The organism is Thioclava sp. NG1 (genome assembly GCF_003122275.1).
Classification (GTDB): domain Bacteria; phylum Pseudomonadota; class Alphaproteobacteria; order Rhodobacterales; family Rhodobacteraceae; genus Thioclava; species Thioclava nitratireducens.
On sequence record NZ_QFBB01000001.1, the window covers coordinates 555,428 to 579,405 of the forward strand.

Annotated in this window: 19 protein-coding genes; 2 read left to right on the forward strand and 17 right to left on the reverse strand. The window is 62.9% G+C overall.

Annotated elements, in window-relative coordinates:
- Positions 1-47: 47 nt before the first annotated feature.
- From fusA to secE, 16 genes are all read right to left on the reverse strand, one after another.
- The gene (gene fusA / locus DEM26_RS02760) at positions 48-2,171 is read right to left on the reverse strand and encodes an elongation factor G (RefSeq protein WP_075773837.1); all 2,124 of its coding nucleotides are present in this window, start codon (positions 2,169-2,171) and stop codon (positions 48-50) included.
- 18 nt (positions 2,172-2,189) lie between these two features.
- Positions 2,190-2,660 (reverse strand): 30S ribosomal protein S7, encoded by a 471-nt coding sequence (gene rpsG / locus DEM26_RS02765; RefSeq protein ID WP_075773836.1) that lies wholly within the window; start codon positions 2,658-2,660, stop codon positions 2,190-2,192.
- Between the two features lie 12 nt (positions 2,661-2,672).
- Positions 2,673-3,044 (reverse strand): 30S ribosomal protein S12, encoded by a 372-nt coding sequence (gene rpsL, locus DEM26_RS02770; protein ID WP_038074720.1) that lies wholly within the window; start codon positions 3,042-3,044, stop codon positions 2,673-2,675.
- A 244-nt stretch (positions 3,045-3,288) separates the two neighbouring features.
- Positions 3,289-4,017, reverse strand: coding sequence for a phosphatase PAP2 family protein (locus DEM26_RS02775; RefSeq protein WP_075773835.1), 729 nt, complete (start codon positions 4,015-4,017; stop codon positions 3,289-3,291).
- Between the two features lies 1 nt (position 4,018).
- Positions 4,019-5,467, reverse strand: coding sequence for an ArnT family glycosyltransferase (locus DEM26_RS02780; RefSeq protein ID WP_109171633.1), 1,449 nt, complete (start codon positions 5,465-5,467; stop codon positions 4,019-4,021).
- Complete coding sequence (locus DEM26_RS02785) at positions 5,442-5,747, reverse strand: lipid-A-disaccharide synthase N-terminal domain-containing protein (protein WP_075773834.1); 306 nt, start codon at positions 5,745-5,747, stop codon at positions 5,442-5,444. The genes DEM26_RS02780 and DEM26_RS02785 overlap by 26 nt, the downstream gene beginning before the upstream one ends.
- 5 nt (positions 5,748-5,752) lie before the next feature.
- The gene (locus DEM26_RS02790) at positions 5,753-6,502 is read right to left on the reverse strand and encodes a glycosyltransferase family 2 protein (protein ID WP_109171634.1); all 750 of its coding nucleotides are present in this window, start codon (positions 6,500-6,502) and stop codon (positions 5,753-5,755) included.
- Positions 6,503-6,619: 117 nt separating this feature from the next.
- Positions 6,620-7,330: a hypothetical protein gene (locus tag DEM26_RS02795; RefSeq protein WP_109171635.1), complete on the reverse strand. Its 711-nt coding sequence runs from the start codon at positions 7,328-7,330 to the stop codon at positions 6,620-6,622.
- A 135-nt stretch (positions 7,331-7,465) separates the two neighbouring features.
- On the reverse strand, positions 7,466-11,692 hold the full coding sequence (gene rpoC / locus DEM26_RS02800; RefSeq protein WP_075773831.1) for a DNA-directed RNA polymerase subunit beta': 4,227 nt from the start codon (positions 11,690-11,692) through the stop codon (positions 7,466-7,468).
- 50 nt (positions 11,693-11,742) lie between these two features.
- Positions 11,743-15,879 carry a DNA-directed RNA polymerase subunit beta gene (gene rpoB / locus DEM26_RS02805; protein WP_109171636.1) on the reverse strand — a complete coding sequence of 1,379 codons (4,137 nt, stop codon included), beginning with the start codon at positions 15,877-15,879 and terminating at the stop codon, positions 11,743-11,745.
- A 248-nt stretch (positions 15,880-16,127) separates the two neighbouring features.
- A complete protein-coding gene (gene rplL / locus DEM26_RS02810; RefSeq protein ID WP_075773829.1) occupies positions 16,128-16,502 on the reverse strand; it encodes a 50S ribosomal protein L7/L12 in 375 nt (124 codons plus the stop codon).
- A 66-nt stretch (positions 16,503-16,568) separates the two neighbouring features.
- Entirely contained in the window at positions 16,569-17,081 is a 513-nt protein-coding gene (gene rplJ, locus DEM26_RS02815; RefSeq protein ID WP_075773828.1) for a 50S ribosomal protein L10, read from the reverse strand.
- Positions 17,082-17,339: 258 nt separating this feature from the next.
- Positions 17,340-18,038 carry a 50S ribosomal protein L1 gene (rplA, locus tag DEM26_RS02820; RefSeq protein ID WP_075773827.1) on the reverse strand — a complete coding sequence of 233 codons (699 nt, stop codon included), beginning with the start codon at positions 18,036-18,038 and terminating at the stop codon, positions 17,340-17,342.
- 3 nt (positions 18,039-18,041) lie between these two features.
- A complete protein-coding gene (gene rplK / locus DEM26_RS02825) occupies positions 18,042-18,494 on the reverse strand; it encodes a 50S ribosomal protein L11 (protein ID WP_075773826.1) in 453 nt (150 codons plus the stop codon).
- A 106-nt stretch (positions 18,495-18,600) separates the two neighbouring features.
- Entirely contained in the window at positions 18,601-19,140 is a 540-nt protein-coding gene (nusG, locus tag DEM26_RS02830; protein ID WP_075773825.1) for a transcription termination/antitermination protein NusG, read from the reverse strand.
- 243 nt (positions 19,141-19,383) lie between these two features.
- Complete coding sequence (secE, locus tag DEM26_RS02835; RefSeq protein ID WP_075773824.1) at positions 19,384-19,569, reverse strand: preprotein translocase subunit SecE; 186 nt, start codon at positions 19,567-19,569, stop codon at positions 19,384-19,386.
- Between the two features lie 240 nt (positions 19,570-19,809).
- Between secE and DEM26_RS02840 the strand changes: the two genes are divergently transcribed.
- On the forward strand, positions 19,810-20,301 hold the full coding sequence (locus DEM26_RS02840) for a DUF4405 domain-containing protein (protein ID WP_109171637.1): 492 nt from the start codon (positions 19,810-19,812) through the stop codon (positions 20,299-20,301).
- Between the two features lie 116 nt (positions 20,302-20,417).
- Complete coding sequence (locus tag DEM26_RS02845) at positions 20,418-22,787, forward strand: glycosyltransferase (RefSeq protein WP_158275073.1); 2,370 nt, start codon at positions 20,418-20,420, stop codon at positions 22,785-22,787.
- Between the two features lie 3 nt (positions 22,788-22,790).
- Here the strand turns inward: DEM26_RS02845 and DEM26_RS02850 are convergent, their stop codons facing one another.
- The gene (locus DEM26_RS02850) at positions 22,791-23,858 is read right to left on the reverse strand and encodes a DUF2793 domain-containing protein (protein ID WP_109171639.1); all 1,068 of its coding nucleotides are present in this window, start codon (positions 23,856-23,858) and stop codon (positions 22,791-22,793) included.
- Positions 23,859-23,978: the final 120 nt, after the last annotated feature.

Sequence of the window (23,978 nt, forward strand, 5' to 3'; positions counted from 1 at the left end):
CAGTGCGTTGGGTGGGAAAGGCGCCGGGCCTCCCCGGCGCGCGTCCCTTACGCGTATTTCTTCTGAATCTCGTCCGAGATGTTCTGCGGCACGGCTTCGTAATGGCTGAAGAGCATCGTGAAGACCGCACGGCCCGAGGACATCGAACGCAGGTTGTTGATGTAGCCGAACATGTTGGCGAGCGGCACGAAGGCGTTCACGACGACCGCGTTGCCGCGGGTGTCCTGGCCTTGCACCTGGCCCCGACGCGAGGTCAGGTCGCCAATGATGCCACCGGTATATTCTTCCGGGGTCACCACTTCGACTTTCATCATCGGCTCGAGCAGCTTCGCGCCAGCCTTGCGCAGACCTTCACGCATCGCGGCACGCGACGCGATTTCGAAGGCGAGCACCGAGGAGTCGACGTCGTGGAATGCACCGTCAACCAGCGCAACCTTGAAGTCGATCACCGGGAAGCCTGCCAGCGGACCGGAGTCCATGACCGACTTGATGCCCTTTTCGACGCCCGGGATGTATTCCTTCGGAACAGCACCACCAACGATGCGGCTCTCGAACGAATAACCTTCGCCCGGCTCGGTCGGCGAGATCTCGAGCTTGACGCGCGCGAACTGACCGGTACCGCCGGTCTGCTTCTTGTGCGTGTAGTCGATCTCGGTCGCGTGGCTGATCGTCTCGCGATAGGCCACCTGCGGCGCACCGATATTCGCCTCGACCTTGAACTCGCGCTTCATGCGGTCGACCAGGATGTCGAGGTGAAGTTCGCCCATGCCCTTCATGATGGTCTGGCCCGACTCGAGGTCGGTTTCGACGCGGAAGGACGGGTCTTCGGCTGCCAGGCGCTGAAGGGCGAGGCCCATCTTTTCCTGGTCGGCTTTCGACTTCGGCTCCACGGCGATCTCGATCACCGGATCGGGGAAGGTCATCGTTTCGAGAACGACCTGGTTGTTCGGGTCGCACAGCGTGTCACCGGTGGTGGTCTCTTTCAGACCGGCCAGCGCGATGATGTCGCCCGCATAGGCTTCTTCGATCTCGGTCCGGTTGTTCGAGTGCATCATCATCATACGACCGATGCGCTCTTTACGACCTTTGGTCGAGTTCAGGATCGAGTCGCCCTTCTTCAGCGTGCCCGAGTAGAGGCGCGTGAAGGTGAGCGAACCCACGAAGGGGTCGTTCATGATCTTGAACGCGAGACCCGACAGGGGCTCTTCGTCCGAGGCATGACGTGCGATGTTGCGGGTTTCCGTCTCGTCGTCCGGCGAGAAGCCCATGTAGGCGGGCACGTCGAGCGGCGAGGGCAGGAAGTCGACCACGGCGTTGAGCAGCGGCTGGACACCCTTGTTCTTGAAGGCCGAACCACCGAGAACCGGAACGAAGGACAGCGACAGCGTGCCCTTGCGGATCAGGTTGCGCAGCGTCGGGATATCGGGCTCTTCGCCTTCGAGATAGGCCATCATCGCGTCGTCGTCTTGCTCGACGGCGTTCTCGATGAGGTGCGAACGCCATTCGTCCGCGGTCGCCTTCAGATCGTCACGGATCGGCTGACGCACCCAGGCAGCGCCCAGATCTTCGCCTTTCCAGACCCACTCTTCCATGGTGACCAGGTCGACGATGCCTTCGAGTTGATCTTCGGCACCGATCGGGAAGTTCACCGGAACCGGAGTCGCACCGGTGCGGTCCTTGATCATCTTCACGCAATTGAAGAAGTCCGCGCCGATCTTGTCCATCTTGTTGACGAAGACGAGGCGCGGAACCTTGTAGCGGTCAGCCTGACGCCACACGGTCTCGGTCTGCGGCTCAACACCGGCGTTCCCGTCGAGCAGCGCGACAGCGCCGTCGAGCACGGCCAGCGAACGCTCCACCTCGATGGTGAAGTCGACGTGGCCGGGGGTGTCGATGATGTTCATACGGAACTTCGTATCATCCGTACCTTCGGCGGTCGGATCTTCCTGCCACTGCCAGAAAGTCGTGGTAGCTGCCGAGGTGATGGTGATGCCGCGCTCGGCCTCTTGCTCCATCCAGTCCATGGTAGCAGCACCGTCGTGCACTTCGCCGATCTTGTGCGACTTGCCGGTGTAGAACAGGATGCGCTCGGTCGTCGTGGTTTTACCAGCGTCGATATGCGCCATGATCCCGAAGTTGCGATAACGCTTTAGGGGATATTCGCGAGCCATGGTGGCGTCCTTCCGTTATTACCAGCGATAATGGCTGAACGCTTTGTTCGCGTCGGCCATCTTGTGGGTGTCTTCGCGCTTCTTGACCGCGGAACCACGCGAGTTCACGGCATCGAGGAGTTCGCCGGCGAGGCGCTCTTCCATGGTGTTCTCGTTGCGGGACTTGGCGGCAGCGATGAGCCAGCGGATGGCCAGCGCTTCGCGGCGGGTCGGGCGCACCTCGACCGGAACCTGATAGGTGGCACCACCCACACGACGCGAACGCACTTCGACCGAAGGCTTCACGTTGTCGAGGGCTTCGTGGAACACCTCGATGGGCTCACGCTTGAGCTTGCCCTCAACGCGGTTGAGCGCGTTGTAGACGATTTTCTCGGCGGCGGACTTCTTACCGTCGATCATCAGGTTGTTCATGAATTTGGTCAGCACGCGATCGCCATATTTGGCGTCGGGCAGGACTTCGCGCTTCTCAGCGGCGTGACGACGAGACATCTCGAGATCTCCTTACTTCGGACGCTTCGCGCCGTATTTCGAACGGCGTTGACGACGGTCTTTAACACCTTGCGTATCGAGCACACCGCGCAGGATGTGGTAACGAACGCCCGGAAGGTCTTTCACACGGCCGCCACGGATGAGCACAACGGAGTGCTCCTGGAGGTTGTGCTTCTCGCCCGGGATGTAGGAGATGACCTCGAAGCCATTCGTCAGGCGCACCTTGGCGACCTTACGCATAGCGGAGTTCGGTTTCTTCGGCGTCGTGGTGTAGACGCGCGTGCACACGCCACGCTTTTGCGGGCATTCTTGGAGGTGCTGCGACTTAGAGCGCTTCACCTTGGGCTGCCGCGGTTTGCGGATCAGCTGTTGGATCGTCGGCATTCGGTTCCCCGTTCTGCTGTCAATACTCGCCCCGTTTCCGGAGGCGCCACTTCTCGACGCGTTTCCGCGCGGATTCGCGAAAACGCCAAATCGCATTCCTCCCCGGCCCGAGGACCGCGGCGAATGCGTTGAATTCCAGAGGATCGGGGCGAAGGCCCGGATCATGACCACTAGAAATCGGCGACCCTTCGGGCAGACTTCACCCGTCAGGTAGCGCGGCGTATAGGGGGAGTCGTCTGGGTTGTCAACTCTCGCGCCGGGCCTCGCCGCGCACTTGCGCCACAAGCCGCGCGCCCCACCCTGCGAAGAGGATTCCCCAGAGCAGCCAGGCCACCGTAAGGCTGACCAGTCCGGCGAAATAGGTGTCGGACAGAAAGTGCCGTCCGGTGCCGATCCGCTGCACGATGATGAAGACCGCGACGAAGACGCCGACTGCGCGCAGATAGAGCACGCCCCAGCGTGGCAGGTGCGCCCGCCACAGCTCTGCGCCGAGCCATATCAGCAGCCCCAGCGCAACTGCCGCCGCGACCTCGCCCGACACGAACGAGCAGTTCCGCGAGCATTGATCGGTGAAGGTGCCCGGCAGGCTGAAGTGATGCGCGCCGCCGAATAGATCAACATTCGCAGGTCGCGCTCGCCCGGAATTCGCCTTCAGCACGCCGTTCACGACGACGATCGGACCAAGCAGATAGAGAAGGCAGATGAAGGCCCAGATCCGCGCAGGCAAACGCAGCACCGTGCGATGGCGCAACCCCGCCCATGGCCACGCCACGAGCGAGACGACGAACAGCACGATGGAGATATCCCAGATCCGCTGGCGCAGCCATTCCCAGAGCGGGTTGGTGATGACCGTGAACCCCTCCCCTGCCCGGTAGAACAGCCCGGCGGTGCCCAGATCGAGTTCCGGCACCAGGCGGAACAGCAGGAAGCCTCCGATCCACGCCGCCAGCAGCAGCCGGACGGCAAAGCTCATATCAATTTTCGGAACGGACACAGCGCGCCTCCACCAGATAAGCCGCATACCCCTTATCGGCCCAAGTCCCCGTCGCGTCGAGCTGCGCCGCCGGCGAGACCGGGCCGCTGCCGCAATCGGGCGGGCTGTTGGCGATCAGAAGTAGGCGACCTTTGTAGTCCTGTGGCAAGGGCCACATCTGCTCGTAATAGCTGTCGGCCCGCACGACGGGCCTCGGTGCGTAGACGGTCACGCCCGCGCCCTGCCCCGTATAGAACAGATCGGCGAGGATTGCGCGATTGCTGGCATACACCGGAACACCGGCCTCTTTCGCGAGCGTCAGGATCTGGCGGCTCAGATCGGCCTGCCCCAACCACCGCTTCAGGAGCGGCGCGCCGTCTTTTTGCGGATAGGGTGCGAGGACGGTCAGCAGCGGGATCGACAGCGCGATCAGACCGTTGATCAGGATCGCAATCCAGCGCCAGATGTCGCGCAGAACCATCGCCGCCAGAACGGTTCCGGCGAAATAGGCGGCGACCGCCCAATTGGCATAGGCCCGGTCCAAGAGCGCCTCGAGCGTCACCGCGACCAGCGGCGGCACCGAGAGCATCGCCAGCCCGCGCTTCGCCGGGTCGCCCCAACTCGCATAGCCGATCAGCAATGCCACCATCGTCACCGGCCCGAAGACGGCGAATTGCGAGGCGACGAACTCGACCATCGAGCCGAAATTCAGCTCGGCCCCTTCGCGGACCCAGCCAACATTGTCCATCGTATGCGAGACCGTGGTCAGGCCATGGGTGAGGTTCCAGACCACGTTCGGCGCGATCACGAGCCCGAACGCCAGCGCCGCAATCACCGTATTGCGCCAGCCGATCCGCCATGCCGGCGCGACAAGTGCGGCCAGCGCCAGACCGGGCATCAGGTAGATTGCGGCGTATTTCGCCATGAAGGCCAGCCCTGCCGTCAGCCCCGCGGCCAGCGCGTCCGACCAATGGCGGCTCCCGCCCGCGCGATGCAGGAACAGCAAGCTCAAAGCGTAGAAGGGCGCCATCACCGTATCGGTCGAGATCAGCACCGAGCCGAGCGCGACGAAGGGCAGCGTCACATAGACCGCAGCCGACCAGATCGCGACCCGACGCGATGCGATCCGGGCTCCCAAGGCGCCAAGTACCAGCGCCGTGACTCCGTGCAGAATGGCGCCCGGCATCCGCACCCAGAACGGCGCATCGGAGCCCGCCAGATCGGTCACCGCCCGAAGCAGCCAGCCGATCAGCGGCGGCTTGGAATAATAGCCGAAGTCGAGATGCTGGCCCCAAAGCCAGTATTGCGCCTCGTCGACGAAGAGATCGGTTTTGTTGAACGCCAGGAATACGAGCCGCAGCGCAGTGGCCGCGGCGACGACGATCAGGGTCGGGAGGAACCAGCCGTCCCGATCCGCCCCGCGATCAAGCTTCGCGCCGACGCTTGGCATAGATCAGCCACAGATTGCGCCCGTAGATGAACACCCCGAGCGACTGGCCGAGAACGAAAACCGGGTCTCTGCGATAGAGCGCATAGGTCAGCAGCATCGCACCGCCCGCGACCGAGAAATACCAGAACGAAATGGGCACTACGGATTCGCCCTTGCGCTCGGAGGCAATCCACTGGACGAGAAACCGCCCGGTGAACATCAGCTGCGCAAGCAGGCCGAACAGGACCCACCACAGCTCGACTATGCTTTCCACGTGAAGCATATCCATCAGCCAGTCCATCGGCGTCACTCCTCGCGCGCCACTTCTCCGGGCTGCGCTTTCTTGCGCCGGCGGAGAAGCCACGCAACGCCCATCAGGTCGACGATGCCGACAAGACCGCGCTGCAGATTGTTGTAATTCGAGCTGCCGCCGCCGCGCGAGCGGTGGGCCACGTCGACATGGGCCACCTGCCACCCATCGCGCGAGAACAGCGCGGGGAGGTAGCGATGCATATGGTCGAAATAGGGCAGCGCCAGGAACGCCTCGCGCCGGAACGCCTTGAGGCCGCAACCGGTGTCGCGGGTTCCATCCTTGAGGATCGCGCTGCGGATCTTGTTCGCGAGCTTGGACGCCAGCTTCTTCGACATCGTGTCCTGCCGCCCGACGCGTTGCCCCGCGACCAGCCCGATCATCTCGGAGCCCTCGGCGCGCAGCGGCGCCATCAGCGCAGGCAGTTCCGACGGCGGGTTCTGACCGTCACCATCGAGCGTGCAGATGATGTGGCCCTTCGCGGCCCGAACGCCCGAATGCACGCCCGCGCTCTGACCGCCCGAGGCCCGCTGACCGGCGGCGTTCAAATGCTGCAGCAGACGCAGGTTCGGATGGGTCTCCATGCGCTCGCGCAGAATCTGGTCCATCCCGTCATCCGAGCCGTCATCGACCACGATCACCTCGTAGTCGCAGACCGGCGCGCAGGCGGCGTCGATCTCATCGAGGAGCCCCGCGATGTTGGGCGCCTCGTTCTTTGCCGGGATGACGATGGAAATCTCGGGCATGGGTGCCAGAACTCTTTTGTCGCTGCGCCACGGTAGCGCCGAAGGTGCGGCTCTATTAGACCTGCGACCCGGTCTTGTAAACGGATCATGCCGGGACAGCCGCCCCCCTGTGGCCGATCAGCCGAATTTCGCGAAAAGCTGCGCGTAGCTCGCTTTGAGGGCGTTTCGCATCTCCATCGCGCGCTCCATGTCGCCCGCCATCGCCGCATCATAGAAAAACGCGACGGAGACCGCGAAGCCGTCCACGAGTTTTTGATAGCTCATATCGGCGTCGGCCTCCGGCGCCGGATGCTTGACGACCTGCGCCGCGAGGTAGCTCAGAAGCGAGGCATCCGCGATCAACTGGCGCGCGCCCTCGCCGCCCATCCCGACGTAATCGCGGGCGAGCACTTTTTCCATTTCCGCGTGATAGGCATTCATCCGGTCCGAGAAGCCGACGACACCGTTGCGCAGGTGCAGATCGCCGATGCTCTCACGCACCCCTTCGAGGGTCTCATGCGCCTCGGGCAACTTGCCGGCGGCGACCTCTTCCTTGGCCTTCGCGGCCAGTTCGCCGACCTTGTCGAAGGTCGCGCCGAGCACCGCGTCATCGGCATATTGCGGCGGCGGCGAAGCGGTCCACTCGGCCGACAGGGTCTGCCACTCTCCGACGAAGCGATCGAGCGCGGCCTTGGTTTCCGGCTGCTTGCCCTGGTTCGACAGGAACAACGCCGCACGATAGTCCCCATAGGCCTTGCGCAGCTGGGCCTCCGCATCCTGATAGGCTCCTGCGAAAGCAGGCAACGCGATCAACGCGCTCAGCGCAAACGGGGTGACAAAGCGGATCATCGGGGTCCCTCCTCCGGCAAACAGGCTTTCGCCTTTCGACGTTACACTGCCCCACGGATCGGGTTCGCGCAAAGAAAAACCCCCGCGCGAGCGATCGCGCGGGGGTGTGTCATATCGTCTCCAACCGGAGTTGGATCAATCGCGGCTTTCGGGCGTCTCGACCGGACCGAAATCGGCTTCTTCCTCGGTCGGAGCCGCCAGCGCTGCCGCGGCTTCCGCCTCGGCCTGACGCTGCTGGATGACCTTGGAGTCGCGCTCGGTCGCGATCTTGCGGACCTTGGTGGTCGCGCCACCGGTACCCGCCGGGATCAGACGGCCGACGATGACGTTCTCCTTGAGGCCCACGAGCTTGTCGCGCTTGCCCTGCACCGAGGCTTCGGTGAGGACGCGGGTCGTCTCCTGGAAGGACGCCGCCGAGATGAACGACCGGGTCTGCAGCGACGCCTTGGTGATGCCGAGCAGCACGGGTTCGCCATGCGCCGGACGCCCACCACGGGCCGCGACCTTGTCGTTCTCCTCGTCGAACTCGACCTTGTCGACATGTTCGCCCTTGAGGAGCGTCGTATCGCCGGAGTCGAGGATCTCGATCTTCTGCAGCATCTGGCGAACGATCACCTCGATGTGCTTGTCGTTGATCTTCACGCCCTGCAGTCGATAGACGTCCTGCACCTCGTTGATGAGGTAGTCGGCCAGAGCCTCGATCCCCATGATGCGCAGGATGTCGTGCGGCGCCGGGTTGCCGTCCATGATGTAGTCACCCTTCTGCACGAAGTCGCCTTCCTGCACCGGGATGTGCTTGCCTTTCGGCACCATGTACTCTGCCGGCTCCAGACCCTCGTCACGCGGATCGATCGCGATCCGACGCTTGTTCTTGTAGTCCTTGCCGAAGCGCACATAGCCATCGATTTCGGCGATGATCGCGTGATCCTTGGGACGGCGTGCCTCGAAGAGTTCGGCCACACGCGGCAGACCGCCGGTGATGTCCTTCGTCTTCGCGCCTTCGCGCGGAATACGCGCAACGACGTCGCCCGCCTTCACGTCCTGACCGTCTTCCACCGAGAGGATCGCGTCCACCGACATGGTATAGGTCACCGGGTTGCCCGCTTCGTTGCGGACCGGTTCACCATCCTCGCCGAGGATCAGAACTTCCGGCTTCAGATCGTTGCCCTTGGGCGCAGCGCGCCAGTCGGACACGATCTTCTGGGTCATGCCGGTCGCATCGTCGGTATCCTCGCGAACGGAGATACCCGAGATGAGGTCCACGAAGCGCACCTTACCAGGCTTCTCGGCGATGATCGGCAGGGTGTAGGGATCCCATTCGATCAGCTTGTCGCCGCGCTTGACCGTTTCGCCATCCTTCACGAAGACCTTGGTGCCGTAGCCGATCTTGTGCGAGGCAAGCTCGTCACCCTGATCGTTCACGATCACGATCTGCATGTTCCGGCCCATGACGATCTGCTCGTCCATCTCGTTGAGGATGATGTTGGCGTTGCGGAACTCGATCTTGCCCTCTTGGCTGGCCTCGAGGAACGACTGCGAGCCACCCTGAGCAACACCGCCCAAGTGGAAGGTCCGCATCGTCAGCTGCGTACCGGGTTCACCGATGGACTGCGCGGCGATGATGCCCACCGCTTCGCCCTGGTTCACCAGCGTACCGCGTGCGAGGTCGCGACCGTAGCAGAGCGCGCAAACGCCCTCTTCGGCCTCACAGGTCAGCGCCGAGCGGATACGGACGGATTGGACGCCCGCTTGCTCGATCGCGTCGGCCTTGCGCTCGTCGATCAGCTCGCCGGCGCGGACGATCACTTCGTCCTCGCCCGGAACCGTCACGTCATCCGCTGCGACACGGCCCAGCACGCGCTCCGAGATCGGAGCGACGACTTCGCCGTCGTTCACAGCCGCCGACGCGGTGATCGCGCGGTCTGTGCCGCAATCATGCGTACGCACGATGCAGTCCTGAGCGACGTCCACCAGACGACGGGTCAGGTACCCCGAGTTCGCCGTCTTCAGTGCGGTATCCGACAGACCCTTACGGGCGCCGTGGGTCGAGTTGAAGTATTCAAGAACGGTCAGACCTTCCTTGAAGTTCGAGATGATCGGCGTCTCGATGATCTCGCCGTTCGGCTTGGCCATGAGGCCACGCATCCCGCCCAGCTGCTTCATCTGCGTCACCGAGCCACGCGCACCCGAGTGGGCCATCATGTAGACCGAGTTCGGTTCCTGCTCGGCACCGTTCTCGTCGTATTTCGGCGCCGAGATGGTGTTCATCATCGCGTCGGTGACCTTGTCGTTACACTTCGACCACGCATCGACGACCTTGTTGTACTTCTCACCCTGGGTGATCAGACCGTCCATGTATTGCTGTTCGAAGTCCTTGACCTGGTCGCGGACGGTTTCGACGATGTCCCACTTGTTGTCCGGGATAACCATGTCGTCCTTGCCGAACGAGATGCCCGCCTTGAACGCTTCCTTGAAGCCCATGCCCATGATCTGGTCGCAGAAGATGACCGACTCTTTCTGACCGCAATAGCGGTAGACGGTGTCGATCGTGTTCTGCACGTCTTTCTTACGCAGAAGACGGTTCACCAGCTCGAACGGAGCTTTCGCGTTCAGCGGCAGCAGCGCGCCGAGGCGCACCCGGCCGGGCGTGGTCTCGAAACGCTGGTAGACCTCGTTACCTGTTTCGTCGATCTGCTTGATCCGCGCGGTGATCTTGGCGTGCAGATGCACTTCGCCCGAATTGAGCGCGTGCTCCACTTCCTCGACCGAGGAGAAGGACATGCCTTCGCCCTTCATGCCTTCGCGTTCCATGGTCACGTAGTAGAGACCCAGAATCATATCCTGCGAAGGAACGATGATCGGCGCGCCGTTGGCGGGCGACAGAACGTTGTTCGTCGACATCATCAGCACGCGCGCTTCCAGCTGGGCTTCCAGCGAGAGCGGGACGTGGACGGCCATCTGGTCACCGTCGAAGTCAGCGTTGAACGCCGAGCAGACGAGCGGGTGCAGCTGGATCGCCTTGCCTTCGATCAGCATCGGTTCGAACGCCTGGATACCCAGACGGTGCAGCGTCGGCGCACGGTTCAGCAGCACCGGGTGCTCGCGGATGACCTCGTCGAGGATATCCCACACTTCGGGACGCTCTTTCTCGACCAGCTTCTTCGCCTGCTTCACGGTGCTCGACAGGCCTTTGGCCTCGAGGCGCGAGTAGATGAAGGGCTTGAAGAGTTCGAGCGCCATCTTCTTGGGCAGACCGCACTGGTGCAGCTTGAGTTCCGGGCCGGTCACGATGACCGAACGACCCGAGAAGTCGACGCGCTTACCCAGAAGGTTCTGACGGAAGCGACCCTGCTTACCTTTCAGCATGTCCGAGAGCGACTTCAGCGGGCGCTTGTTGGTGCCCGTGATGACGCGGCCGCGACGGCCGTTGTCGAACAGCGCATCGACCGATTCCTGCAGCATCCGCTTTTCGTTGCGCACGATGATGTCGGGCGCACGCAGTTCGATCAGACGCTTCAGACGGTTGTTCCGGTTGATCACGCGACGATAGAGATCGTTGAGATCCGAAGTCGCGAAACGGCCACCGTCGAGCGGGACGAGCGGACGCAGTTCCGGCGGGATCACCGGAAGCACGGTCAGCACCATCCACTCGGGACGGTTGCCCGACTCGAGGAACGACTCGACGATCTTCAGACGCTTGATGATCTTCTTCGGCTTCAGCTCGCCGGTGGCTTCCTTCAGCTCCTCGCGGAGCTGCTCGGCCGTGGCTTCGAGATCGATGCCAGCGAGCATTTCACGGATCGCTTCCGCGCCGATATTGGCGGTGAAAGCATCCGCGCCATAGGTGTCCTGCGCGTCGAGATACTCTTCTTCGGACATCAGCTGACCGTATTGCAGGTCGGTCAGACCCGGCTCGATCACCACGAAGTTTTCGAAGTAGAGGATACGCTCGAGGTCGCGCAGCGTCATGTCCAACATCAGGCCGATGCGCGAAGGCAGCGACTTGAGGAACCAGATGTGAGCGACCGGCGAGGCCAGTTCGATGTGGCCCATACGCTCGCGGCGCACTTTCTGGAGGGTGACTTCGACGCCGCATTTCTCGCAGACGACGCCGCGATACTTCATGCGCTTATATTTGCCGCACAGGCATTCGTAATCCTTGATCGGGCCAAAGATGCGCGCGCAGAACAGACCGTCACGCTCGGGCTTGAACGTACGGTAGTTGATGGTTTCCGGCTTTTTGATTTCACCGAAGGACCAGCTCAGGATCCGCTCCGGCGAGGCGAGCGAGATCTTGATCTCGTCAAACGCCTTCGGCTGCGCGAGCGGGTTGAACGGGTTTTGGGTCAGTTCCTGGTTCATCTGTAAATCCTTGAATGAGGGCGGAAGGGCTTAGAGGAGGGCCGAAGCCCTCACTCCTCATCCTCCGCGTCCAGGAGTTCCATGTTGAGGCCGAGGCCCCGGACCTCTTTGACGAGAACGTTGAACGACTCCGGCACGCCGGCTTCGAAGTTGTCCTCGCCTTTGACGATCGACTCGTAGACCTTCGTCCGGCCTGCCACGTCATCCGACTTCACCGTCAGCATCTCCTGCAGGGTGTAGGCGGCGCCGTAAGCTTCCAGAGCCCAGACCTCCATCTCCCCGAGACGCTGACCGCCGAACTGCGCCTTACCACCCAGCGGCTGCTGCGTGACGAGCGAGTACGGACCGGTCGAACGGGCATGCATCTTGTCATCGACGAGGTGGTGAAGCTTCAGGAAGTACTTCACACCCACCGTGACCTGCCGCGCGAACTGCTCGCCGGTGCGGCCATCGAACACGATCGACTGACCGGATTCGTTGAAGCCCGCACGCTTGAGCGCGTCGTTGATGTCGGCCTCCTTGGCGCCGTCGAAGACCGGGGTCGCGATCGGAACGCCGGTGCGGACGGCTTCGGCGCTCTCGATGAACGCTTCGTCATCCATACCTTCGATGATCTCACCGTAGGTCTCGTCGCCATAGCCGATCTTCATCGCTTCGCGAACCGGGGTCAGGTCGCCGTTACGACGATAGGCTTTCAGCGCCTCGTCGATCTGGTTGCCCAGACCGCGCGAAGCCCAGCCCATGTGCGTCTCGAGAATCTGACCGACGTTCATGCGCGACGGCACGCCCAGCGGGTTCAGCACGAGATCGACAGGGGTGCCATCGGCGAGGAACGGCATGTCTTCCATCGGAACGACTTTCGACACAACGCCCTTGTTGCCGTGACGGCCAGCCATCTTGTCGCCAGCCTGAAGCTTGCGCTTCACAGCCACGAAGACCTTGACCATCTTCATCACGCCCGGAGGCAGATCGTCGCCCTGACGGACCTTCTCGACCTTGTCCTCGAAGCGCAGGTCGAGCGCGCGCTTCTGCGCCTCGAACTGGTCGTTGAGGGCTTCGACTTCCTTGGCGTCGCCCTCGTCTTCGAGCGCGAGCTGCCACCACTGGCCCTTCGACAGGGTGCCCAGCAGTTCTTCGTCGATGGTCGAACCAGCCTTGACGCCTTTCGGCCCCTTCACGGCGGTCTTGCCGGTGATCAGGGTCTTGAGACGCGCGTAGATGTTGCGCTCGAGAATGGCGAGCTCGTCGTCCCGGTCACGGGCCAGACGCTCGACTTCCTCACGCTCGATCTGCAGCGCACGCTCGTCCTTGTCGACGCCGTGACGGTTGAAGACGCGGACTTCCACGATCGTGCCGTAAGCCCCCGGCGGCAGACGCAGCGAGGTGTCGCGCACGTCCGATGCCTTCTCGCCGAAGATGGCGCGGAGGAGTTTCTCTTCCGGCGTCATCGGGCTTTCGCCCTTCGGCGTGATCTTACCGACGAGAATGTCACCCGGCCCCACTTCGGCGCCGATATAGACGATACCGGCCTCGTCGAGGTTGCGCAGGGCTTCCTCGCCGACGTTCGGGATATCGCGGGTGATCTCTTCCGGGCCGAGCTTGGTATCGCGCGCCGCCACTTCGTATTCGTCGATATGGATCGAGGTGAACACGTCGTCGCGGTGGATCCGCTCGGAGATCAGGATCGAGTCTTCGTAGTTATAGCCGTTCCACGGCATGAAGGCGACGACCACGTTGCGACCGATAGCCAGTTCGCCCATGTCGGTCGACGGACCGTCAGCGACGATCTGCCCCTTCACCACCCGGTCGCCCACTTTCACGATCGGACGCTGGTTGATGGTCGAGGACTGGTTCGAACGCTTGAACTTGCGCAGACGATAGATGTCCACGCCCACATCGCCCGCTTCGAGATCGTCGGTCACGCGGATAACGATACGCTGCGCATCGACCTGGTCGATGATGCCGCCGCGGTTCGCCATGATCGCAGCGCCGGAGTCGCGTGCGACGGTCGCTTCCATGCCGGTGCCGACATAGGGAGCTTCCGAGCGCAGAAGCGGCACGGCCTGACGTTGCATGTTCGCCCCCATAAGAGCGCGGTTGGCGTCGTCGTTTTCGAGGAACGGGATGAGCGCTGCACCGACCGAGACCAGCTGCTTCGGCGACACGTCGATCAGGTCCACCATTTCCGGCGGGTTGAGCGCGTATTCGCCCGACTGGCGGGTCGAGACGAGATCGTTGATGAACTTGCCGTTCTCATCGAGAGTCGCGTTCGCCTGCGCCACGGTGTGACGCATTTCCTCGGTCGCGGACATGTAGACCACCTCGTCGGTGACCTGACCGTCGGTGACCTTGCGGTACGGGGTTTCGATGAAGCCGTACTTGTTCACGCGGGCGAAGGTGGCCAGCGAGTTGATCAGGCCGATGTTCTGACCTTCCGGCGTCTCGATCGGACACATCCGACCGTAGTGGGTCGGGTGAACGTCGCGCACCTCGAAGCCGGCACGCTCACGGGTCAGACCGCCCGGACCGAGCGCCGACAGACGACGCTTGTGCGTGACTTCCGACAGCGGGTTGGTTTGGTCCATGAACTGCGACAGCTGCGAGGAACCGAAGAATTCACGCACCGCGGCCGCGGCCGGTTTCGCGTTGATCAGATCCTGCGGCATGACCGTGTCGATCTCGACCGAGGACATACGCTCCTTGATGGCGCGCTCCATACGCAGCAGGCCGACGCGATACTGGTTTTCCATCAGTTCGCCGACCGAACGCACACGGCGGTTGCCGAGGTGGTCGATGTCGTCGATCTCGCCCTTGCCGTCGCGCAGCTCCACCAGGCCCTTGATGCAGGCGATGATGTCTTCGCGGCGCAGCGTGCGCTGGGTGTCCGGCGCATCGAGGTCGAGACGCATGTTCATCTTGACGCGGCCCACGGCCGAAAGGTCGTAGCGCTCGGAGTCGAAGAACAGGCTGTTGAACAGGGTTTCCGCGGCCTCGACGGTCGGCGGTTCGCCCGGACGCATGACGCGGTAGATATCCATGAGCGCGGTTTCCCGGTTCATGTTCTTGTCCGACGCCATGGTGTTGCGGATGTAGGGACCGACATTGACGTTATCGATGTCGAGCACCGGGATTTCGGTGATGCCGTTGTCGATCAGGGTCTTGATCGAACCGCCCGAGAGTTCCCCGTTCTTGTCGTATTCCGCCGTCAGCTCGTCGCCGGCTTCGATGTAGATGAAGCCGGTATCCTCGTTGATGATGTCCTTGGCGCAGAAACGGCCCATGATGTGATCGAACGGCACGAGCAGCTCGGGAACCGAGTTGTCGTCACGCCATTTCTTGACCATGCGCGGGGTCGCCTTGTCGCCCGCCTTCAGGATCACTTCGCCCGACGCCGCGTCGACGAGATCGAAGGTCGGACGGGTGCCGCGCACGCGGTCGGGGAAGAACTTGGTGACCCAGCCCGACTTGCCCTTCGCGGTGTAGGTGACGGTCTCGTAATAGGCATCCATGATGCCTTCCTGGTCGAGCCCCAGCGCATAAAGCAGCGTCGTCACCGGCAGTTTCCGGCGGCGGTCGATACGCGCGAACACGAGGTCCTTGGCGTCGAATTCGAAGTCCAGCCACGAGCCGCGATAGGGAATGATGCGGCAGGCGAACAGCAGCTTGCCCGAGGAGTGGGTCTTGCCGCGGTCATGGTCGAAGAAAACGCCCGGCGAGCGGTGCATCTGGCTCACGATGACCCGCTCGGTGCCGTTCACGATGAACGTACCGTTCTTGGTCATGAGGGGCATATCCCCCATGAATACGTCTTGTTCCTTGATGTCCTTGACCGAGCGCGCGCCTGTTTCCTCGTCCACATCGAACACGATGAGGCGCAGGGTCACCTTGAGCGGCGCCGAATAGGTCATGTCGCGAGCCTGGCACTCGTCGACATCGTATTTCGGTTTTTCGAGCTCGTATTTCACGAACTCCAGGATGGCGTTGTCGTTGAAATCCTTGATCGGGAAGACCGACTGGAAAACGCCCTGGATACCCTCGCCATCGGTGGGCTGATCCACTTCGCCGGAGCGCAGGAACAGATCGTAGGAGGATTTCTGAACCTCGATGAGGTTCGGCATTTCGAGGACTTCGTGGATTTTGCCGTAATAGCGACGGATGCGTTTCTGACCAACGTAAGCTTGAGCCATGCTCTGCGTGACCTTTCGTCTCTTCGCGGCACATGCAATGTCGGGGCCCATTGCACGCCGCAAGGCGAATGAAGGGGGGGCGGTTCCATACCTGCCTTCCGTCCCACCGGAAGGCTCCCGAACCGCGAACACCGCCTTGGAGAGGGCTTCAGGGCGCCAAAGCCCTCTCCGAGACAGGTTCGGCTGGGCCCGGGAAAACCCCGGACCCAGCCCATTTTTCAGATCGGATGCGGACGCATCCGGCTCGCTTACTTGAGCTCGACTTTCGCGCCAGCGTCTTCGAGCTTTTTCTTGATCTCTTCGGCTTCCGCTTTCGCAGCGCCTTCCTTGACCTTGCCGCCAGCTTCAACGAGCTCTTTGGCTTCTTTCAGGCCCAGGCCGGTGATGCCACGGACTTCTTTGATCACGTTGATCTTCTGAGCGCCAGCTTCGACGAGAACGACGTCAAATTCGTCTTTCTCTTCAGCAGCTTCTTCGCCACCAGCAGCCGGACCAGCCATCATGACGGCGCCACCAGCAGCCGGCTCGATGCCGTATTCGTCTTTCAGGATGGTTTTCAGTTCCTGGGCTTCCAGGAGGGTCAGACCCACGATTTCTTCGGCGAGTTTTTTCAGATCAGCCATTTTTCAGTTCCTAGATTTGGGTTTCCAACGTCGCGGTTTCAAGCCGCTACGGGACAAGTCGATTGCTTACGCAGCCTTTTCCTCGATGGTGGAAAGGATGCTCGCGATGTTCGAAGCAGGCGCGCCAACGGCACCGGCGATGTTCGAAGCGGGTGCGCCGATCTGCGACACGATCTGAGCGATGAGCTCTTCACGCGACGGCATGTCAGCGACAGCTTTGACACCAGCGATGTCGAGTGCCGAGTCTCCCATTGCGCCGCCGAGGATCGAGAGCTTCTCGTTCTCTTTGGCATAGTTGACGACCACTTTCGCCGCAGCGACAGGGTCCTCGGAATAGGAAAGCACGGTCATGCCCGTCAGGTATTCAGCGATGCTTTCGCAGGGCTGACCTTCAAGGGCGATCTTGGCGAGCTTGTTCTTGGCAACACGAACCGAACCACCCGCTTCACGCATGCGTGCGCGGAGGTCCTGCATGTTAGCAACCGTCATGCCTTCGTAGTGAGCAACCACTACGACGCCAGAGCTTGCGAAGATCTGGCCGAGTTCCTCGACCACTTTCTCTTTTTGGGCTCTATCCACAGTTACACTCCAAGTATGGGGGTTTCCCCCCGGCTCTCATTGTCCCGGTTTCCCGGGGTCGGGTCCGAAGGGCCCGAGGCCAGATCGCCCGAGATCGGCCCGAAGGCCCAAACCCGGAATTGGTCTCGATCCCCATCTCAGGAAGGAAATTAAGCCGTCACCTTGCGGGATCTGGCACCCTCCGTCTCGGACAGGTCAGGGCGGAGACTTCAGGCCGCCGCCCCACCACCCACCGAGGTTTCCCCCGGTGGAATTCTCTTAGTTGCCGGTCGCCGACGTGATGTCGACTGCGACGCCCGGGCCCATCGTCGAGCTCAGGGACACCTTCTTCATGTAGGTGCCCTTGGCGCCGGCGGGCTTGGCTTTGGTCACGGCATCCACGAAGGCGCGGATGTTTTCGGCCAGTTGCTCCTCCGAGAAGGAGACCTTGCCGATGCCGCCATGAATGACGCCGGCCTTTTCGACCTTGAACTGAACCTGGCCACCTTTCGCCGCTTCGACAGCCGCTTTCACGTCCATCGTCACGGTGCCGACCTTCGGGTTCGGCATCAGGTTGCGCGGGCCCAGGACCTTACCCAGACGGCCGACGATCGGCATCATGTCCGGGGTCGCGATGCAGCGATCGAATTCGATCGTGCCGCCCTGAATGGTTTCCATCAGGTCCTCGGCGCCGACGATATCGGCACCGGCTTCCTTGGCCTCATCCGCTTTCGCGCCACGAGCGAAGACAGCCACGCGGACGGTCTTGCCGGTGCCGTTCGGCAGAGCGACGACGCCACGAACCATCTGGTCGGCGTGACGGGGGTCAACACCGAGGTTCATCGCGATCTCGAGGGTCTCGTCGAATTTCGCGTTCGCGTTCGACTTGATCAGCGAAACGGCTTCCTCGACGGAGACGTTCGACTTGCCGGCGAAGGCTTCGCGGGCGGCTTTGGTGCGTTTACCGAGCTTTGCCATGACTTAGCCTTTCACCTCGATGCCGATCGACTTCGCGGAGCCGAGGATGATGTTCATCGCGCCTTCGATGTCGTTGGCGTTCAGGTCCTTCATCTTCGCTTCGGCGATCTCACGCACCTGTGCGGCGGTGATGGTCGCGGCGGTGACGCGGCCCGGAGCTTCCGAACCCTTCGGACGGTTACGCTTGCCGACCGGCTTGAGACCGGCCGCCTGCTTGATCATGAAGCTAGCCGTGGGCTGCTTGATCTCGAAGGTGAACGACTTGTCGGCGTAGTAGGTGATGATCGTCGGGATCTTCGCCTGCTTGTCCATTTCCTGCGTCTTGGCGTTGAACGCCTTGCAGAATTCCATGATGTTGATCCCGCGCTGACCCAGCGCCGGACCGACCGGCGGGGACGGGTTCGCGCCGCCTGCCGGAATTTGCAGCTTGAGCTGCCCAACAACTTTCTTGGCCATGTGGCCCTCTCCTTATCACTGTCACGCCCCTAGGGGGTCGCGAAGTTTAGTGGTTCGGTCCGGACCTCCCTGTCGCGCAGGGCCCCTCGCCTCCCACGGCTCCCACTCAGGCGGTTTTCTGCACCTGCGTGTATTCCAGTTCGACCGGCGTCGGCCGGCCGAAGATCGAGACGGTGACTTTCAGGCGGCTCGCCGCCTCGTCCACTTCCTCGACCATGCCCGAGAAGCCCTCGAAGGGCCCGTCGGTCACATTCACGTTCTCGCCGACCTCGAAGGTGATGAGACTGCGCGGTGCCGCCTGCTCACCCGATTCGTCGACACGGCTGAGGATGCGGTTCACTTCCGCATCGCCCATCGGCATCGGCCGACCCTGCGGCCCGAGGAACCCGGTGACCCGGTTCGTCGAGTTGATCAGGTGATAACCCTTGTCGGTCATCTCCATCCGCACCAGCACGTAGCCCGGCATGAAGCGACGTTCGGAGGTCACTTTCTTGCCGCGACGCACCTCGATCACTTCTTCGGTCGGCACCAGAACCTCTTCGATCTGGTCTTCCAGACCTTGATCGATCACGGCCTGACGGATTTGCTCGGCCACTTTCTTCTCGAAGTTCGAGAGAACGCTTACCGAATACCAACGCTTCGCCATGCCGATTCTTTGCCTCTTGCCGCCGACGCCGGGGCGCCGAAAATTCCTGTTATTTCACGGGATTACCCGCGCTTCCCAGAATAAAAAACAGCGCGCACCACGCGAATCGATGCACGCCGCCTCTGGGAAAGTCCCGCCCCTTTACCGCCGGAGCCCTGTGATTTCAAGAGCGTAAGGCTGGAGCGCGATCACTTCCTCGCCGCAACTGCGAATTAGGTCTGGCGGCGAGCGCCCGGGGGCCTATCAGCTCCCGATCACCTGCGTCACGCCGAGACGGATCACCCAGTCCACCAGCGAGAAGAAGATTGCCGTCAGTGCCGCCATCGCCAGCACCATGCCGGTCGTCAGCAGAACTTCGCGGCGGCTCGGCCAAGCCACCTTGCCCGCTTCCGAGCGCACCTGCTGGAGAAACTGGAGTGGGTTTGCCATCGTCGTCGTTCCTTACGCGCCCAATGCGGCGCCCTTGAGCCGAAAAAACCGCGCCGCTTTCGGCGCAACTGCCGCCAGATACTTGCTCCCCTCGCGGATTTCAAGGCTGTTGCGCCTTCCTGCCCCCGCGCAAGCGTCATGCGCGGGCTGCAAGGCGGCTTTGAGGACGGAAATTTGCTCGCCCCGCGTGGAAGTTGATGTCCGCAAACGCACGCGGTCGCAGTTTCACAGGAGCCTTCAATGCCCGCCATCCTCAACCGCTACGCCACACCGCTCATCACCGGTCTTTTTCTCGTATCGCTGGTTTCGGGAATCGCCCTTTTCTTCCATTGGGGCAGCGCGTGGTTTCACGGGATGCACGAATGGCTCTCGATGGTTTTGATCGTGCCTTTCGGACTGCACATCTGGAAGAACTGGCGACCGATGAGCTGCTACCTGAAGCGCGCGCCGATGGCGCTGGCGCTTGCCCTCTCCCTCGTCGCGGCACTCGCCTTCGCGCTTCCCTCCGTCATCGGGCCGGAGAACGGCGCGCGCCGGGGTCCGCCGCAATTCGCGATCGCCCAAGCGCTGTTCGACGCACCGCTGTCCGAGGCCGCCCCGGTGCTGGGAATCTCGGGAACGGATGCCGCCGCCAAACTGGGCGCCACCGTGACGCAAAGCCTGACTGAAATCGCCGCGGCGCGGGACAGCTCCGCCGCGGCGCTGGCCGAACAATTGATGGTGCAGCCGTAATGACGCCGGCCGCGTCACCCGCCAATTTCCGGGTGGCGCGGATTGTTGCGATTATCGCCGGCGATGGACAGGGGCTTATCCATCAAAAATTGACTTTTCTCGAAGACAATTTTGGCATGTCGACTTTCGCCCCGCCCCCGACCGCCGTCTCGTTCCTCCACCGCCTGCGCGGCTATCGCGGCGCGCTCGAGCGGCTCGAGAACGGAAGGGTGATTGGTTGGCTCGCGAAGACAGGCGACAGCGCCTCGCTCGATATCGAGATCCACTGTAACGCCGGGCGGCTCGGGTCGGGGCGCGCGGCAATGTCTCGCGCCGATCTTGTGCAGGCAGGCATCGGCGCGGGCAACCACGGCTTCGCGCTCCCTCTCTCGCCGGCGATGAAGGACGCCGCAGGCGGTGCGATCAGCCTGCACCTTCCCGGCGGCGGCCCGATCGCCTCGCTGCGCTTCGACCCCGATGCGGCACCGTGTCCGAAAGAGAGAGACGCTCTGCGGCGTCATATGCTTGGCCCGATCGTCACGCTACGCTCCGCCGGGACAGAGCGGCCCCGCACTCCCCATCTGAGCGCGCAGCACCCGCTTTTCACCTCGCGCGCGGGGGAAGAGGCGCTGCCCGCACTGCTCTTTTCCTACATCGACTACGCGCGCCATCGTGCGGGGATGGCGAAGCAGCTTCCTCTCGATGGCAGCGACAGGGCGGCATCGAACATTCTCCGCTGGTATCTTGAGAGCCACGCCGCGCAGCACCCGGCACAACAAATCCCGCTGAGTCGCGCCGCGATCGACTGGCTCAATACGGAGATCCACCCCGGCGGCCCGAGCCGAGCGATGCATATCCTCGGGAAGACCGGGGACGATCGCGACACCACGACCGCATGGGCACTTCGCGGGGCCCCGTCGCTCGGCATCGCCGATTGCCTCCTCCCCGACAGCCTGATCGAGTCTTTGTCCCAGTCGGAAACCCCCGGCCCCTGGCCGATGACCCGCGGCCTTCTGGCCCTGCGCGAGGCCATCCCGCCGCTCGCGCAGTTTTCGCCGAAAATCGAGCGCCACCGCCGGATGCTGCATGTGCTCGCGATGATCCTCGCGGCCGAACGGCCCGAGATCCTGCTGTTCCTGCGTCGAAGTGAAACGAAGATGCTTCTCGAAGGCGGTCGCCTCTCGGATGTCTGCGCGCGGCTGCATCCCGGCCCGCCGATCACCCGCGCGCACTATGCAGCGGCGCTGCGCGAGAATGGGTTCGACCTCGACAGCATGGCGTTCCTGCGCGCACCCGGCGGCCATCGTCTCTCGGCTGCCACCCGCCCTGCCCCGAAGGGCGCCCCGGTCGATGTTCAAGTCCTCGGCCCCTTCGCGAAAGCCTCCGGACTGGGCCAATCGACGCGGCTCTCGCATGACATTTTGTCCCGCTGCGACGTCACGCTCAACGCGGTGGAAAGCGCGCGCGACAATCCGACGCCAGCGCAAGGCGGAGCCAAGACCGCCGTATCCCGCCCCGCGCGGATCAACCTCCTGCACCTGAATGCAGACGCGATCCCCCCGGCCTTCTCCTTCGACGCCGACTGTTATTCCGACGCCTACAATATCGCCTATATGCACTGGGAATTGACCCGCGCCCCTGCCTGCCATCGCCTCGCCCTCGATCTGATCGACGAGGTCTGGGTGCCCTCGGAATATTGCGCCGAAATTTACCGCAAGGCGACCGATAAGCCGGTGGTGAATGTCGGGATGTGCTATCCTGAACCGCCCGCCATCGACCGGGGCCACGCGCGCAGCGCCCTGCGCCGACGCAACGATTGGCCCGAGCAATGCTTTGTCTGCCTCGCCAGTTTCGACAGTTTCTCGTTCGTACAACGGAAGAACCCGCTCGGCACGATCCACGCCTTCCGCTCGGCCTTTGCCGAGGATGCGGAGGTGCGCCTACTGATCAAGACGCAGAATCGCGGCCGTATCTGCGATCCGGCGCAAGCCATGCTTTGGTCCGAAATCGAGCGGCTCCTGGCGGCGGACCCGCGCATCTCTTTGCTCGACGAGACGCTCGATCACGCGGAAGTGCTGGAGCTGATGACCGGTGCGGACCTCTACGTGTCGCTGCATCGCTCCGAGGGCTGGGGGTTCGGTATGCTCGAGGCGATGGTGCTTGGCGTGCCGGTCCTATGCACGGGTTATTCCGGCAATCTGGAATTCTGCAACGAAGAGACCGCGTGGCTTGTGCCTGCGACCGAGGTCGAAGTCGCGCCGCAGGACTATCTCTATGTCGAACCGGGGATGCGCTGGGGCGAGCCCGATCACGCCGCCGCGGTCGCCCAGTTACAAGCGGCGCGCAGCCACCCGGATGCGCGCAAGAAAAAGGCGGCGCAGGCCGAAGCCTTCGTGCGCCGCCATTTCTCCGCCGATGCGATCGCCGCGCGCTACAGTGTCCGCCTGTCCGAGATTTTCATCCGGCTCGACGGGACGCACAAACCGCTCGCTCGCCCCGCCGATTAAGCGTCACACCCATCGCCCGATCGCGGTGACGCTCAGATCGCAACTCTCACCGCTGAGGAAACTCGCGCCATTCGCGGCATAGACCACGGCGCGCGCGCCCGAACTCGTGACGGCCTCGACTCCCGCGAAGGAGAGCGCACCCGCACTAATGGCACTACCCGCTGCGAGGCTGTCCGCATCGAGCGCGACACTCAGACAGGGCGCCTGCGCGAATTGCGCCGGATAAGCCCAGTCCTCCTTGAGCGCCCAATCCGCGACGTAACTAAGGCTCAGCTGCGCCGAACAAATCTGCGTGCCATCGGCAAAGCGGATGTAATCGCCCGAGGCGGTGCTGCCCTGCTCGATGACGGCACCCGTCGATACGCCGCCGACCTGCGCGACCGTGCCGACGACGCCGCTGCCTGTCAGCGCTCCGTCGATCACCGCGCCTTGCGACATCGTCGCGCGCCCGGTGGCCGCGTCGATGCGCAGACCCTCGAACCATGTCGCGCCATCCGCACTCGCCTTGATCGCGAAGTCGTCGCTGCCCGCCAGTCCCATTTCGGCCCGGCCAGACCAGTTCGACTGGAACAGCAGGCTCGCCGTCTCCGCCGCCGCTGCCTTGTTCAGCTTGAGCTGATGACCCGCCCCGGCATGGCTCAGCAGCGTAGCCTCGGCAGCAACCGAAAACCGGTTCACCGCATCATAGCCAGTCATGATCCCGACACCGTCGAGTTGGCTCAACTCCGGCAACGGCGGCACGTCCCAGGCGCCTGCTGCGAAGACCAGTTCCACCGCCTCATCCAGCACGAAAGCGCGCCAGCCCTCACGCGGGCTCAGAAATTGCCAAGCCCCGGTCGAGAAGATCGCAAGCGCGCCGTCGTGCCCCGCCCATGCGCCCAGCGCACCGGCTGGCACGAGATACCTCGCCCCCTCGGATGGACCGGTCGGAGGTTCGCTTACACTGCGCGAAATCACCGCAAGCTGCACAAGCGTATCGAGCCGTTGCAGCGCCTCGTTATGGGTGACGTGTTTCTGGGCCTGGCTGCCAAGGATGAGCGGCAGCGCGAGATTGGCGGTCTGATCGGGCATCGGGATTTCCTGCGATGGTTGCGATGGGACCGACGATAGGAATCTGGCGTTAACTGTATCTGAGAGCGGCGCACGGTGCTTGCCTGTCCCCCCCCCTCCCCCTAGGGTCGACGCGATTGC